Consider the following 12,731-nt stretch of genomic DNA (forward strand, 5'->3'; position numbering starts at 1 on the left):
TCAATGCCCCTTGCGACGCGTCAGGATACGCGCAATGCCGTGCACCGCTCCGGCGCCGATTGCACCCACGATTGCCAGCCCGCCGAACAGATCCACCCAGCCGTTGCGGTCACGCCCGGGCAGGTAGATGTCGGTGATCTCGGCCAGACGCCCTGTTTCAGCGCGAGTGTGGCATTCCTGGCAGGCCACAGCCTTCTCCTTAGGGGCCACCATGTGGGTGATGAACCAGTTCATCCGCGTCTCGATGAAGTCGAACTGCCCGCTGTACGGAAAACCGGCATAGTCCATGCCCGCCTTGATCGATTTCTCGTAGTTGAAGTTGCTCCAGAACGAGGTGTCATCGTTGCCATACACATGGTTTACGACCAAGGTCTTGTTCACCGGATCGTAGGGCTGCTTGCCAACCATGACCTTGAACGGCCAGATGCGCGCATTGGGGTCCTTGGCCGAGCCCTCGACACGGTTCAGCTCGAGGATTTTCGTGTCGTCGATCTTGTCCATGATCGAGATCTGATGCACCACGCCGTTGTACCACTTGTAGGTCGGGCGCACGTTCTCGCCGTAGGCAAAGTCACCCTTCTCCGCCGAATAGCTCAGGTGACCATGCTCGTCCTTGATATACAGCGGCTTGCCATCCGGCCCGCGCTTGCCCGCCGTCGACCAATCCCACAGCGTCTTGGTCGCGATGCCGCCGCGCGCGAATTCGGGAATGTGACAGGTCGGACAGGCCAGCTTGTTGGCATGGCTGTTCAGCCTCTCCTCCTTGTGCGGCGCCACGGTATGACACGACTCACAGGTCGCCCGCTCGTGGGTGACGTGACGCATGTCGACACCCTTCGTATCCTTGGCGGTGGCGGCGTAGCGGCTGCCGGACGGCTGGTGGGCATTGAAGGTGTGGCAGTCCGCACACACCATGTTGCCTCCGTCCGCCGCCATGTGCACATCCAGCTCCCGCGAGGGCTTGATCAGCGAGGTGTCGAGGTCACCGTGCTTGACCGCGTCGCCTCCTCCACCATTGAAGTGACAGGCGCCGCAGTTCTCCCGCCCCGGTTTGCCGACATGCTGCGCAATCCTGGCCAGGTCAGGCGGTTGCACGATCTTGCCGCTGCCCTTGGGCATCTCACGCGGTTCATACAAGGGGTGACCGGCGTCAGTGGCCACCTTCTTGTAGGTGGAGGTGGTGTCGTGACAGGCCAGACAGTCGACGTTCTCCTGCTTGGTGAAGTCGTAGTTCTTGTCAGTCCAGCCGTATCCCGCATGGCAGCTGGTACAGCGCGGTTCGTTCGAGAGCATCGAGCCACAGAAGTTGTTCGCCGCAAACTGCTTGCCCAGCTTGGCACCTGTCGTCGGGCTGATGGTCTCCCAAGTCCAGTGGATACTCTTCATCACCTGATGGGAAGCCTCGTTGTGGCAGGCGAGGCAGGCCTTGGTCACTTCCGGGCCTGAACTGAAAGGGCCCTGCAGCTCCTTGAACTTGCTGTGATCCGCAGTGCTCTTGCTGGCGCCACCTGCGACCAGAGAGCTCATGCCCAACGCAGTCGTCGTGGTCACGCTGGATTCGGTTGAGGCCGTCACAAAGGCAGTCGCCACCATCATCAGAACGCCACTCAATACGTGACGCCAACCTGGGCTCCAGTTTTTCATTTCGTCTCCTCCGATCACTCGAGTGTCGACCCACATCCTACTGCGCGCCCTCATATCATTTATTGATAATTGTCTAATACGATCGAAATCGAGCCATGCAAGTCGGCCTTGAGCCCAAAGCTGGGGATCAACCCGGACCGCCCTGCCCTATCCATGCTTGTTGTCCTTATAATTTCGCCTGCCTCGGCCTAACTTATCTGCGCCAAACACTCTCATAGGCGTTTTTTCCATGGCCACCCTCAGCAACCCATCAGAAATCGCCCGTGAAGCGCTGCGTCAGCTCGCCTTGCGCCGTGTGGCGCCAACACCGGACAATTATCGCAAGCTCTATGCCGAGATTGCCGGAACGCGGATTGATGACGACACGCCGTCCGAAGCCTTCCTGCGCAAGCTGGCACGGCGCCTGCCGCGTGACATGGCTGAACGCCAGCGCCTCGGCCGCGAATTCGATCAGGCCCTCAGCTCGGGCCAGCTCAAAGCAGCAGAAGACGCCCTGGGACGCTATCTGGACGGCTTGAAAGCCGTCGAGCAGCCGGCATGGAACGAACTCATCATCAACCTGCTGCGTGCCTGGGAGGCTCGCCAGCAAGGCTGGACCACGGCCCGCAAGCGCGAAGCCCTCGAGCGCGTGCTCAACGCCGCCGAGCCTGCGGCGCTATACAGCCGCCTACAAGGTTTGCTGCGGGGCTGGAACAACCAGACTCCCGTTGAAGACGGCCCCGACTCCAGCGAGCACACGAGCCCAGCCGCAAGCCCTGAACCGACAAGGGCATCGGCAACACCCCATCCGGCACACAGCCCGGTAGTTGCCGCACCCGCGGCAGGCGAGGGTCAGGAGCTGATCGAAGGTTTGCGCAAGCTCCTGCTCTCCGCCCTGCGCGATGTCGTTCCCGCTGTGCTCGGCGACCATCCCGAGCTGGCAGACGAGGCCAGCCAACTCGCAAACGAGATCGCTCAAACCCTCAAACCGGCACAGCTCGAGCCGATCGGGGGGCGCATCCGCCGCCTCGCCCATCGCCTGGAGATGATCACCGCAGACGACGCCGAGGTGCGTGCCGGGCTGCTCGAGTTGCTCCGTCTCCTGCTGCGCAACATCGATGAGCTGGTGCTGGACGACAACTGGCTTGCAGGCCAGATCGAGATGCTGCGCGAACTCGTCGACGCTCCACCCAATCCACGCATGATCGACGACGCCGGGCGCCGCCTGAAGGATCTGATCTACAAGCAAAGCCAGTTGAAGCACAACCTCGTCGAGACACAACGCCATCTGCGCACCATGCTCGCTGGCTTCGTGGATCAGCTCGCGCGTTTCTCCGAGAGCACTGGTACCTATCATGACCGCATTGGCGCCTGCGCTCAGCGCATTGCCGAAGCCAGCGACATAGGCGCGATCGGCCCCTTGCTTGACGAAGTGATGCTGGAAACTCGCAGCATCCAGGACAAGGCCAAGCGTTCGCGCGACGAACTGATCGCCGCGCGCGAGCAGGCACGTGCAGCCGAAGAACGCATCGCCAAGCTCCAGGAAGACCTCGACGAGGCCAGCCGCCTCATGCGTCACGACCAGCTCACAGGCGCCCTCAATCGGCGCGGGCTGGAGGAAATGTTCGAGGCCGAGTCAGCACGCGCGCAACGACGTGGCAGCTCGCTCGCGGTCGCGCTGCTCGACATCGACAACTTCAAGAGACTCAACGACAATTTCGGCCACAAGGTCGGGGACGAAGCGCTCATCCACCTCGCCCGCGTGGTGCGGCAGCACCTGCGCCCGCAAGATGTTCTGGCGCGTTACGGTGGCGAAGAATTCGTCATCCTGCTGCCGGAAACGACCCCCGCCGAGGCCTACAACGCCCTCACCCGCCTGCAGCGCGAGCTGACCCGTGAGTTCTTCATGACCGACCAGCAAAAGGTGATCATCACCTTCAGCGCAGGCTTGACCCTGATGCGCAGGGAAGAGTCCATGCAGCCCGCGTTGGCACGCGCTGACGCCGCCATGTACCAGGCCAAGCAGGCCGGTCGAAACCGCGTCGTGATCGCCGACGACAAGGCGTCGTCGGCGTAAGCCACTGGATCAGGCCGCTCGCTCCTTCCTCAGCGCCGCCTGCACCGCTGGACGTGCAGACACGCGCAGGAGAAAACCCTCCACATTCGGAAAGCGCGAAATGTCAAAGTGGATGAAACCCATCCACTTCAGCGTGGTGAACAGGTAGGCATCCGCCACGCTGAACTCGTCGCCCATCAGATAGACCTTTCCTTCCAGCTCAGCGTTCACATAGGCAAGCCGGCGCTGGAGGTTCTCCGTCGCCGCCGCCCGCCAGGTGTCGCCCGAAGCCGGGTTGAAGAAGGGGCTGCAGGACTTGTGCAGCTCGGTACCGATGAAGTTCAACCACTCCTGCACGTGATAACGCGCAAGCGTGCCATTGGCCGGCACGAGGTTTTTCTCCGGCACCTGGTCCGCCACATACTGGACGATGGCCGGGCCTTCGGTGAGCAACTCACCGTTGTCGAGGATCAGCGCAGGCACATAGCCCTTCGGGCTGATCTTGCCATAGTCGGCACCGCTGGCCGTCAGCTTGGTCTTCAGATCCACCGCCTCTGCCTCATAGGGCAAGCCGGCCTCTTCGAGGACGATGCGCGGTGACAGCGAGCAGGCGCCCGACGTGTAATAGAGCTTCATGGGAAACACTCCGCAGGTAGGGAGTGAAAGTATGCCCCAGAGTCCAGGCTCACACCGCAGGGGCAATGCTTGGCGCGTCACGTGGACTGCGCATGCGACAAGCACACGGCACGCCAGTTTTCGCTGCCCTCCACGGCTGCCATTTCATCTCCATGCTGGCAAATTAATAAACCAAGGCTATGGAAGCTATCCCGCAAAACAAATTGAAGGTAATATTAGCGATAGCTAATGAATATCTCAAACTGCAAGCCCTCTCTCTGGCTGTGCAGAAGCTTATTGAAGACGCACAACACTCAAGGTGAGGGCACCGCTCAGGAGGACAGGATGAAGAAAACGATCGACACGGACGTGCTCATCATCGGCGCCGGCAGCGCCGGACTCTACGCCTTGCGCGAAGTGCGGCGTGCGGGGCGCGACTTTGTACTCGTCGACCGCGGCCCTCTGGGCACGACCTGCGCCCGCGTGGGCTGCATGCCTTCCAAGGTGGCCCTTCATGCCGGCGCCGAATGGGCAACACGCAGAGCCCTGAGTGGGATCGGCGTCAGCGGCATTGATGGGCTGTCGATCGACCTGCGCAGCACCTGGGCGGCCCTGCGGCGCCAGCGTGATGTATTTGCCAACAACGGCGCCGGCGCGGCGCGCGCGGCGGCCGGTGACAAGCTCATCGAAGCCGAGGCGCGTTTCATCGAACCGAACCTCGTCGAGCTCAAATCAGCCGATGGCAGCCGTCAGGTCCGTGCGCGTGCCGTGATCATCGCCACCGGCTCACGTCCGGTCATGCCGGGCTTTCTCGAACCCGTGCGTGATCGCACGATCAACACCGACACCCTCTTCGAGCAGGACACGCTGCCGCGCTCCATCGGCATCCTCGGCCTCGGCGCCATCGGGCTGGAGATGGGGCTCGCCCTGTCGCGCCTTGGCGTGCGCGTCGTGGGCGCCGATCTTGCATCTGAACTGGGTGGCATCAAGGACCCCGTCATCGGCCAGCGCGCGCGCGCATGCTTCGGGCGTGAAATGGCGCTGTGGCTGGGGGCTGAAACACGGCTTGCACGAAGCCATGGCGGCGTCGTGCTCAGCGCGGGTGAACACGAGGCCGAAGTCGAGCTGCTGCTCGCCGCGCTCGGGCGCCGCCCCAACACCGACGAACTCGGCCTGCAAGCCGCGGGCTTTCCGCTCGATGAACGCGGCAGCCCGCGCTTTGACCCTGCAACGATGCAGATCGGCGCCCTGCCCGTGTTCATTGCCGGTGACGCCAACGCCGACCGCCCGCTGATGCACGAAGCCGCGGACGAAGGTGCAATCGCCGGCTACAACGCCGCACGCGACACCGTGACGCGCTTTGCGCGCAAGGCCAGCATCGGCATCGCCTTCACAAACCCCGACGTCGTCACCGTCGGCACCCATTTCGACAAGCTCGATGCGGACAGGATCGTGATCGGCAGCGCCAGTGGCGACAGGAACGGCCGCGCACAGATTCTCGGCGCCGGTGACAGCCTGTTGCGCGTCTACGCCGATGCGACCGACGGCCGCCTGCTGGGCGCCTCCATGGTGGCGACAGGCGGCGAACACCTCGCCCACCTGCTCGCCTGGGCCATCCAGCGTGGCGAAACCGCGGCCGACCTGCTGCGCCTGCCCTTCTATCACCCCACCATCGAAGAAATGCTGCAAAGCGCCGTGCAGGACATCGTCACGCAATTGCCTGCATCCACCCCCTTGCCGTTCGGACTTGTTCCGGCAGACACCCCACCCTCATCATCGTGATCACTGTGCATACCCACCGCAAGATTCTCTACTGGCTCGCCTTCTCGGACGGCATCGCCCTGCTGGCGCTGGCCTTCGTCGCAGTGCCGATCAAATACATGCTGGATCAACCCCTCGGGGTGAAGATCCTCGGCCCGGTGCATGGTGCGCTGTTCCTGTCGCTCACCGCCACCACGCTGAGCGCGCTGGCACGTGGAGCCCTCAGGCCCGGTCTGGCGCTCTTGCTGCTGGTCGGTGCCCTGTTGCCGCTCGGTGCATTCCTTGCCGATTACCGCCTGCGCCTGGCCTACCCCGAACTACAACGCTGAATTCCGCCTTGCCCACGGCGGACTTGCACACGCTGGTTTTTCACCGCAGCACCTCACCCTCAGGAGATCTCCATGAAGAAGACCCTCGTCGCCCTCGCCATCGCGCTCGCCTCGACCGCAGCGCTTGCCGACAAGCAGCCCGTCACCGTGGTGCTCAACGCTGCCAGCCCGATGACTCAGGGCATGGCCATGGTGCTGGCCAACCAGATGCAGGAGCAAGGCGCCCAGGTGGACATCCTGCTGTGCGACCAGGCCGGTGATCTGGCGCTCAAGGATGGCGCAGGCGAAGCCCTGAAGCCGAACAACGTGACCCCGGCACAGCTGCTTGACGGCGCCCTCAAGAAAGGCGCCACCGCCTCGGTGTGCGCCCTCTACCTGCCCAACACCGGCAAGAAACCCGAAGACCTGAAGGACGGCATCAAGCCCGCCAAGCCTGCCGACATGGGCGCGGCCCTGCTCGAGCCCGCACGCAAGGTGATCGGCTTCTGATGGTCAGCGGCCTTTGAAGTCGGCGACGACTTGCGCCGCCAGCGCAGGCCGTCGCCATGCAGCAGCTCGCAGCACCACCCGCCCGCTTTCGCAGACAGCGTGTTTGAAATCTGCGCAGAGGCGGCGCCCGCAAACGAGATCAACATCGACATCCGCTACTGAGCACCCCGCCAAGGACGCATCATGAACGTTCCCGCTCCCGCCGCTGCAAGCACACACGAGGCGCCGTCGGTGTGGCTCGCGCACTTTCCCGTGGCGCTATTCACCATCGTGATGGGCCTCGCCGGGCTGACCATCGCCTGGCTGAAAGCCCATCATGCAGGCGTGGTGCCGATCGAGGTCGGGCTCAGCCTGCGCTGGCTGACGAGCGCGCTGTACGTATTTCTGGTGCTGATTTACCTCGCCAAGCTCGTGCGCCACCCCGAGGCGGTGAAGGCCGATTACACCCACCCGGTGCGCCTCAACTTCTTTCCCGCCATCTCCATCGGCCTGCTCCTGCTGTCGGTGTGCTGGGCGCAGGATGCACCCGCTGCAGCACAATGGATGTGGGGCGTGAGTGCCGCGGCGCACCTGCTGTTCACCCTGTTCGCGATGAATAGCTGGATCCACCACACCCATTACGACATCAAGCACGCCAATCCGGCGTGGTTCATTCCGGTGGTGGGCAACATCATCGTGCCGATCGTTGGGGTGCGCTTCGCGCCGGCCGACATCAGCTGGTTCTTCTTCAGTATCGGCCTGGTCTTCTGGCTGGTGCTGATGGCGATCGTGATGTATCGACTTTTCTTTCACGAGCCCCTGCCGATCCGCCTCACACCGACACTGTTCATCCTCATTGCGCCGCCGGCGGTGGGTTTCAGCGCCTATGTGGCCCTGAGCGACCAGGTCGACGCCTTCGCGCGCGTGCTGTATTTCACTGCCTTGTTCCTGACCCTGCTGCTGGCAAGCAATGCGGCGCGATTTATCCGCCTGCCCTTCTTCCTCTCGGCCTGGGCCTATTCCTTCCCGCTGGCGGCAATGACGATCGCCACCTTCGAGATGCATGCCCGCAGCGGCCTGGCCTTCTACGCTGGCCTGTCGTGGCTGATGCTGACAGCAGTCAGCGCCATGATCGCCCTGCTTGCGTTCAAGACCCTGGTGGCGGCGCGGCGCGGAAAGATCTGCGTACCCGAGTGAGTGCTTCGGTCATTAAGGCAGAGCGCATGGCGCCAGGCTGCAGCGTCGCGCGCTTGCGCCTGGCCGTGGTGCACGAAAGCCTTTGAGCGGACAGGGGCTGTGTGACGCAGGTCACAAAACCCTTTCTCCAGGCTGGATATTTGAGCAAATGCTTATATTATTGATGAGCCAAGAAACAGAATGGATTGGCGCCTCCGCATCTGGACGTGACCGCTATCGGCAAGGAGAGAGACATGTCGCACAAGCCTGACGAACCCGCTGTAGCGGGCACTGTCGACACGCAGCGTCGCCGTTTCATGCTGGGCGCATCGGCCTTGCCGGTGGTGGCCGGCGCGGGCCTATCCACCACTCTGGCCCTGGGCAGCGCGCCCGCGCGCGCGGCGCTGCAGACTTCCGCGCGCATCGTCATCGCGGGCAGCGGCCTCGGTGGACTGGCCATCGCCAACCGCCTGGCGCGCGAACTCGACGGCGCCAGAATCACCGTCATTGACCGCAAGGAAATCCACAATTACCAGCCCGGCTACACCCTGGTGGCAACCGGCATCTGGCCTGTGAGCAAGGTCAGCGATCGTAACGCGGACCTGATGCCGGCCAAGGCGCAGTGGGTGCACGAAATGGTGGCGGAGTTCGATCCGGAGGCCAACGCCGTTGTCACCGACGGCGGCACGCGCATCGAATACGACTATCTCATCGTCGCCACTGGCCTGTACCCGGACTTCGACCAGATCGAGGGTATGGACCTCGCCGCCATCGGCAGCAACGGCCTCACCAGCGTCTATCCCAGCCCTGCCGCCGCCGAAGCCACCTGGCGCACCATGGACAGCTTCCGCCAAAAAGGTGGCCAGGCCCTGATGACCCTGCCGGCCACCGCACTCAAGTGCGCTGGCGCCCCGCTGAAGATGACCTTCATGCTGGCCGATCGCCTGACCCAGGCAGGTACGCGCGACGCATCGAAGATCGACTTCCACTCCGCGCTGGGCAACATCTTCAGCGTCCCGGTCATCAACGAAGAAGTGCTACGGCGCTGGGTCAAGCTCAACATCCCGGTCAGCTTCAACAGCAAGCTGGTGGCGGTTGATATCGGCGCCCGTCGGGCCACCTTCACCAGCCCAGAAGGCGAGCGCAGCGAGCTCGACTACGACTTCATTCACGTCGTGCCCCCGATGCGCGCACCCGACGCCGTCAAGAACAGCCCTCTGGCCTGGCAGGCGGGCGGTTTTGCGGCCGGCGGCTGGCTTGAGGTCGACCCCAAGACCCTGCGCCACCGCCGCTTCCCCAACGTGTTCGGCCTGGGCGACATCAACGGCACACCCAAAGGCAAGACCGCCGCGACCATCAAGAAGAGCGCACCGCTGGTGGCGCAGAACCTGATCGACGTCATCGCCGGGCGTGAGCCCTCGCAGGTGTTCGACGGCTACACCTCCTGCCCCTTGCTGCTGCGTGAAGGCTCGGCCTTGCTGGTCGAGTTCGACTACGAGAACAACCTGACGCCTTCACTGCCCATGATCGACCCGCTGCAGGACAGCTACTTCGCCTGGGTCATGAAATACCGCCTGCTCAAGCCCGCCTACATGGCGGTCGTGAAAGGTCGGGTCTGAGCGGGAGAAAAGACATGTACGAAATCTGGCTGACCCTGAACATCCTGTTCGAACTCGGACTGCAATACCTCCCCACCGTCATCGGCACCGTGCTGCTATGGCTGATGCTGATGATCTTCGCAATTACACGTGGCGGCGCAGGCTGGAAGAAGGCCCTGCGCCCGGCCATCATCGTGGGGCTCATCGCAACCGCCTTCACATTTTTCATCACCCCCTCCATGACCCTGTCGTCGTTTGCCAACATGGGTTACTGGGTGGACTGGATGAATCTGTTTTTCTACGCCGCGGCCTTCGGTGGCGTGGCGGCAGCGCTCGCCTGGCCCATCGTTGCCGTGATGCGCCGACGCGCTTGACTCTTTCAGCCCCGGCGCCTGGCGGGCCGGGGCTAGCCTACAATCACCCAAGGGAGCACCCGCACCATGAAACGCCTTCTGATTGCAGCCGCCATCGGCTTTGCCAGTCTCACCGCGCACGCAGTCGACATGCCGATCTCGGCCGAGGAGGCCTACGCCAAGATCCAGCTCGCCGACAAGGACGTACTCCTGGTCGATGTGCGTGACCCGGTCGAAATCATGTTCGTCGGCTTCACCGACGCGGTGCATGTAAACGTGCCCTATCTGATGGTCGATCGCACGCAGTGGAATGCCGAGCGTGGCGTATTCCGGCTCTACCAAAACCCCGACTTCGCGGCCCAGATCAAGGCCGAACTGGACAAGCGCGGCATGAGCGCCGACGCCGAAGTGATCACCATGTGCCGCTCCGGCAGTGAGCGTGGCGAGCCCAGCGCCGCTTTTCTGCGTGCCAACGGCTTCCCCAATGCGCGCTTCGTGGTGAACGGCTTCCAGGGCTCCGCCATCAAGGACGGTCCGCAAGCCGGCTTCCGCACTCAGAACGGCTGGCAGAACAGCGGCCTGCCGTGGTCGCCGAAGATGAACCCGGAGAAGATGTACCGTCTCGACAAGCGCTGAACACCTACGGCCCGTCACAGCGATTTGTCACACAGGCCCGGCCCACGCCGGGCCTGGTCATTTCTGCCGCATCAAGAGGTAGAGCAACTCCACCTGCTCGCGCGCCCACGGCGTGCGGCGCAGGAACTTGAGGCTGGATGAGACGCTGGGCTCATGCGTGAAGCAACGCACCTCGATCCGCTTTGCAAGCCCGATCCAGCCGTAGTGCGCCACCAGCTCATTGAGCAAGGCCTCGAGCGTGACGCCGTGGAGGGGGTTGCGCGGCTGCTCGGGCTTGGGGAGCGAAAGCTTGGAGTCCTTCATGTGGATGGCGTCCTGATGATGAGTGCGCCGATTGTAGCGACATCGGGTTCGTGGAGCCGCACACTCAAATGCAGACCCGCGGAAGGCCTGGTTGCGCGTTCAGCCCGCGCCGCAAGCCCATCATTGCACGCCCTCTACTATCATGAGGTGATCCATCCACCTTCGAGTTCGAGGCCAACACATGAGCGACACGAGCGACTACACCCCGCCCAAAGTATGGACCTGGGACAAGGCCAGCGGCGGCCGCTTTGCCAACATCAACCGCCCCATCGCCGGCCCCACCCACACTCAGGCACTGCCGCGCGGCAAACACCCGCTACAGCTCTACTCCCTGGCCACCCCGAATGGGGTGAAGGTCACGGTGATGCTCGAAGAGTTGCTCGCGCTCGGGCACGAGGGCGCGGAATACGATGCGTGGCCGATCCGCATCGGCGACGGAGATCAGTTCGGCAGTGGCTTTGTGGAAATCAACCCCAACTCAAAGATCCCCGCCCTGCTCGATTGCAGCGCCGCGGAGCCGATCAGGGTGTTCGAATCCGGCGCCATCCTGGTCTACCTGGCGGAGAAGTTCGGCGCCCTGTTACCGACCGAGCCCGCCCGACGCGCACAGTGCCTGTCCTGGCTGTTCTGGCAGGTGGGCAGCGCGCCCTATCTGGGGGGTGGTCTGGGGCATTTCTATGCCTATGCGCCAATCAAGATCGAGTACGCCATTGAGCGTTTCGCGATGGAGGTGAAACGCCAGCTGGATGTGCTCAACCGCCGCCTGGCCGAAAGCCCTTATGTCGCCGGCGATGAATACACCATCGCCGACATCGCCATCTGGCCATGGTACGGCGGCATGGCCAAGGGACTCTTGTACGACGCCGGTGAATTCCTGCAAGTGCATGAATACACCCACGTCGTGCGCTGGGCCGACGAGATCGCCGCGCGTCCTGCTGTGATGCGCGGACGCATGGTCAACCGCCTGGTGGGTCCACTGGAAACCCAGCTTCACGAACGCCACGACGCCAGCGACTTCGACACCCGCACCCAGGACAAACTGCAAGCCGACACCTGAGGACCAGAAAACCGGGCAACACGAGACCCACACACCGCAGCAAGGCCCAACCCTCACCCAGGAGTGAATCGAATGGACCAGAAAGACATCTGGAACAAGCGCTATAGCGACGCCGGCAAAGCCTATCTGTTCGGCACCGAGCCCAACCGCTTTCTCGCCCGCCGTGAGGCCTTGCTGCAAGGCGGGCACAGCGCGGTATCGATCGCCGACGGCGAAGGCCGCAACTCGGTGTGGCTGGCAGAGCTGGGCCTGGAGGTGACGGCGATCGAGATCTCCTCGGTCGCCATCGAGAAGGCCAGACACCTCGCCGCTGCGCGCAAGGCCGCCGTCCGTTTCCTGCAGATGGACATGCTCGCGCCCGGCTGGCCTCCACCAGCGCTGCACAATGCCTTCGACTGGGTGATCGGCATCTTCATCCAGTTTGTCGGGCCGGAATGGCGCGAACGCCAGTTTGAAGTCATGCAGCAGCTCACCCGCCCAGGGGGCTGCATCCTGCTGCAGGGCTACACGCCAAAACAGCTCCAATTCGGCACCGGCGGCCCGTCTGCCGTCGAAAACCTCTACAGCGAAGACATCCTGCGCAACGCTTTCGCTGACTGGGACATCGAGGAGCTGGTCGAATACGAGGATGACATCAACGAAGGCACGGGCCACATGGGACGCTCGGCGCTGATCGGGATGGTCGCACGCAAGCCAGCCTAGCCGCCCAGGTTGCTCTTCACTCCGGAAGCTGCAATGCTTCCTGAGCAGGTGTTC

At 63.2% G+C, this 12,731-nt stretch carries 13 protein-coding genes; 10 read left to right on the forward strand and 3 right to left on the reverse strand.

Annotated elements, in window-relative coordinates; all coding sequences use genetic code 11:
- Nucleotides 1–1,527 (reverse strand): tetrathionate reductase family octaheme c-type cytochrome, encoded by a 1,527-nt coding sequence (locus M622_RS28425; protein ID WP_245543049.1) that lies wholly within the window; start codon nucleotides 1,525–1,527, stop codon nucleotides 1–3.
- A gap of 346 nt (nucleotides 1,528–1,873) precedes the next feature.
- Here M622_RS28425 and M622_RS28430 point away from each other — a divergent pair, with 346 nt between their 5' ends.
- Nucleotides 1,874–3,700 carry a GGDEF domain-containing protein gene (locus tag M622_RS28430; protein WP_021249025.1) on the forward strand — a complete coding sequence of 609 codons (1,827 nt, stop codon included), beginning with the start codon at nucleotides 1,874–1,876 and terminating at the stop codon, nucleotides 3,698–3,700.
- 9 nt (nucleotides 3,701–3,709) lie between these two features.
- Here M622_RS28430 and gstA read toward each other — a convergent pair whose 3' ends face one another.
- The gene (gene gstA, locus M622_RS28435) at nucleotides 3,710–4,315 is read right to left on the reverse strand and encodes a glutathione transferase GstA (protein ID WP_021249026.1); all 606 of its coding nucleotides are present in this window, start codon (nucleotides 4,313–4,315) and stop codon (nucleotides 3,710–3,712) included.
- Between the two features lie 324 nt (nucleotides 4,316–4,639).
- Between gstA and M622_RS28440 the strand changes: the two genes are divergently transcribed.
- From M622_RS28440 to M622_RS28470, 7 genes are all read left to right on the forward strand, one after another.
- Entirely contained in the window at nucleotides 4,640–6,076 is a 1,437-nt protein-coding gene (locus M622_RS28440) for a dihydrolipoyl dehydrogenase (RefSeq protein WP_021249027.1), read from the forward strand.
- 5 nt (nucleotides 6,077–6,081) lie between these two features.
- Nucleotides 6,082–6,384 carry a DUF3817 domain-containing protein gene (locus M622_RS28445; protein WP_031346693.1) on the forward strand — a complete coding sequence of 101 codons (303 nt, stop codon included), beginning with the start codon at nucleotides 6,082–6,084 and terminating at the stop codon, nucleotides 6,382–6,384.
- A 72-nt stretch (nucleotides 6,385–6,456) separates the two neighbouring features.
- Entirely contained in the window at nucleotides 6,457–6,873 is a 417-nt protein-coding gene (locus M622_RS28450; RefSeq protein WP_021249029.1) for a DsrE family protein, read from the forward strand.
- Nucleotides 6,874–7,056: 183 nt separating this feature from the next.
- Nucleotides 7,057–8,049, forward strand: coding sequence for an SLAC1 anion channel family protein (locus M622_RS28455; RefSeq protein WP_021249031.1), 993 nt, complete (start codon nucleotides 7,057–7,059; stop codon nucleotides 8,047–8,049).
- A gap of 233 nt (nucleotides 8,050–8,282) precedes the next feature.
- Complete coding sequence (locus tag M622_RS28460; protein ID WP_021249032.1) at nucleotides 8,283–9,647, forward strand: NAD(P)/FAD-dependent oxidoreductase; 1,365 nt, start codon at nucleotides 8,283–8,285, stop codon at nucleotides 9,645–9,647.
- A 14-nt stretch (nucleotides 9,648–9,661) separates the two neighbouring features.
- Nucleotides 9,662–10,000, forward strand: coding sequence for a hypothetical protein (locus M622_RS28465; RefSeq protein WP_021249033.1), 339 nt, complete (start codon nucleotides 9,662–9,664; stop codon nucleotides 9,998–10,000).
- 66 nt (nucleotides 10,001–10,066) lie between these two features.
- A complete protein-coding gene (locus tag M622_RS28470; RefSeq protein WP_021249034.1) occupies nucleotides 10,067–10,615 on the forward strand; it encodes a rhodanese-like domain-containing protein in 549 nt (182 codons plus the stop codon).
- 57 nt (nucleotides 10,616–10,672) lie between these two features.
- On the opposite strand, the gene M622_RS28475 is transcribed toward M622_RS28470, so the two are convergent.
- The gene (locus tag M622_RS28475; RefSeq protein WP_021249035.1) at nucleotides 10,673–10,918 is read right to left on the reverse strand and encodes a VF530 family protein; all 246 of its coding nucleotides are present in this window, start codon (nucleotides 10,916–10,918) and stop codon (nucleotides 10,673–10,675) included.
- A 181-nt stretch (nucleotides 10,919–11,099) separates the two neighbouring features.
- Here M622_RS28475 and yghU point away from each other — a divergent pair, with 181 nt between their 5' ends.
- Both yghU and M622_RS28485 read left to right on the forward strand, forming a co-directional pair.
- Nucleotides 11,100–11,975, forward strand: coding sequence for a glutathione-dependent disulfide-bond oxidoreductase (gene yghU / locus M622_RS28480; protein ID WP_021249036.1), 876 nt, complete (start codon nucleotides 11,100–11,102; stop codon nucleotides 11,973–11,975).
- Nucleotides 11,976–12,047: 72 nt separating this feature from the next.
- A complete protein-coding gene (locus M622_RS28485; RefSeq protein WP_021249037.1) occupies nucleotides 12,048–12,677 on the forward strand; it encodes an SAM-dependent methyltransferase in 630 nt (209 codons plus the stop codon).
- Nucleotides 12,678–12,731 lie beyond the last annotated feature (54 nt).

It is taken from the genome of Thauera terpenica 58Eu (genome assembly GCF_000443165.1).
Classification (GTDB): Bacteria; Pseudomonadota; Gammaproteobacteria; order Burkholderiales; family Rhodocyclaceae; genus Thauera; species Thauera terpenica.

What these genes read in the sequence shown, in the direction of transcription:
- M622_RS28425 (WP_245543049.1), bottom strand. Translation starts at nt 1,527, where the DNA reads ATGAGCTCTCTGGTCGCAGGTGGCGCCAGCAAGAGCACTGCGGATCAC.
- M622_RS28430 (WP_021249025.1), top strand. Translation starts at nt 1,874, where the DNA reads ATGGCCACCCTCAGCAACCCATCAGAAATCGCCCGTGAAGCGCTGCGT.
- gstA (WP_021249026.1), bottom strand. Translation starts at nt 4,315, where the DNA reads ATGAAGCTCTATTACACGTCGGGCGCCTGCTCGCTGTCACCGCGCATC.
- M622_RS28440 (WP_021249027.1), top strand. Translation starts at nt 4,640, where the DNA reads ATGAAGAAAACGATCGACACGGACGTGCTCATCATCGGCGCCGGCAGC.
- M622_RS28450 (WP_021249029.1), top strand. Translation starts at nt 6,457, where the DNA reads ATGAAGAAGACCCTCGTCGCCCTCGCCATCGCGCTCGCCTCGACCGCA.
- M622_RS28455 (WP_021249031.1), top strand. Translation starts at nt 7,057, where the DNA reads ATGAACGTTCCCGCTCCCGCCGCTGCAAGCACACACGAGGCGCCGTCG.
- M622_RS28460 (WP_021249032.1), top strand. Translation starts at nt 8,283, where the DNA reads ATGTCGCACAAGCCTGACGAACCCGCTGTAGCGGGCACTGTCGACACG.
- M622_RS28465 (WP_021249033.1), top strand. Translation starts at nt 9,662, where the DNA reads ATGTACGAAATCTGGCTGACCCTGAACATCCTGTTCGAACTCGGACTG.
- M622_RS28470 (WP_021249034.1), top strand. Translation starts at nt 10,067, where the DNA reads ATGAAACGCCTTCTGATTGCAGCCGCCATCGGCTTTGCCAGTCTCACC.
- M622_RS28475 (WP_021249035.1), bottom strand. Translation starts at nt 10,918, where the DNA reads ATGAAGGACTCCAAGCTTTCGCTCCCCAAGCCCGAGCAGCCGCGCAAC.
- yghU (WP_021249036.1), top strand. Translation starts at nt 11,100, where the DNA reads ATGAGCGACACGAGCGACTACACCCCGCCCAAAGTATGGACCTGGGAC.
- M622_RS28485 (WP_021249037.1), top strand. Translation starts at nt 12,048, where the DNA reads ATGGACCAGAAAGACATCTGGAACAAGCGCTATAGCGACGCCGGCAAA.